Genomic DNA, 1,020 nt, shown 5'->3' on the forward strand with positions numbered 1-1,020 from the left:
AAGCTAACCCACGATATTGGAGGCTAGCACCTTTCGTGGGGGTCATTATGTCTATACACCCTAGTGAATTTATGAGATAGGAATACAAGTTGGATATAGTAATACATTATATTAACGAAATATTGACATTGCCAGTCACGAAGTTACTTGCAGGATTTAGTGGTTCAGTCGTTCTTATTCTTCTCGTACTAAGGTATGTTCTAGATCGTAGGCTCCATAATCGAAATGTATCAAGAGAAGATATTAAACTACTGCATGATCTGTCGTTTGATTTCCACTCAACTGAAAAGAATACAGTCGACAGGTTATATGCGGAGGAAGTATTTAAGTATGTATATGGTTTAGATGTTTCATTTGAAGAAGTAGTTGTTCTATTGAGTTCACCGTGTCCTAAAAAAGCAATTTACGAATATAAACGACATAGGTATTTTTTAAAGTTGAATGAAAATAAGACAAAGTTTAAATATAAAGAGCCTCTAGAGGTAATTGCGCCTATATATTTTTTGTTTGAATCTGTGAGAAATTTGACGAAAAATATGCAATTTGTCTTTTTGATCTCAACTACTCTAATGCTGTATTTTTTTGGTTCGCATGTTATAGCATCTTCAATAGAAGGCTATGCGGTCGATAATCTATTGATTTTTATATTTTTCATTCCTTATGGTGTTCTTCTAATGCTTATCTCTTTATTCCTTGGAAATAGAATAATCTCATATGCTGTATATAGTTCCTCTCAAAAGGGAACGGAAACATACTTGCCTATTGACATACAGACGGAAGGTGTATAACAAAGCGTTTAAGGCAGATTCCCAACGCATAGCATTTTTCATTCCATCGTTGGGCTTTGTGCTTACGGTGGTATGGTTGGGTTCAGTGGTTGCGTTGCTCACTACTTAACGCGGCGTTGATATGACCCCCACTGTCAATTTAAAACGTAGAAGTTTCTCTCCTGTATTATCAGAGCTTTTCTTGTTGCTTAGGGGATAGTGTTACCGCATAGATGAAGCAAGTAATGTCGTC

At 36.0% G+C, this 1,020-nt stretch carries 1 protein-coding gene; it reads left to right on the plus strand.

Features of this window, described 5'->3' with window-relative positions; all coding sequences use genetic code 11:
- The first annotated feature begins 89 nt into the window (after positions 1-89).
- Positions 90-788, plus strand: a complete 699-nt coding sequence (locus tag ACED42_RS21820; protein ID WP_371704155.1) for a hypothetical protein — start codon at positions 90-92, stop codon at positions 786-788.
- The last annotated feature ends 232 nt before the right edge of the window (positions 789-1,020 follow it).

Origin of the sequence: Vibrio sp. FF145, from assembly GCF_041439075.1 — a bacterium.
In the GTDB taxonomy this organism is placed as follows: domain Bacteria; phylum Pseudomonadota; class Gammaproteobacteria; order Enterobacterales; family Vibrionaceae; genus Vibrio; species Vibrio tasmaniensis_A.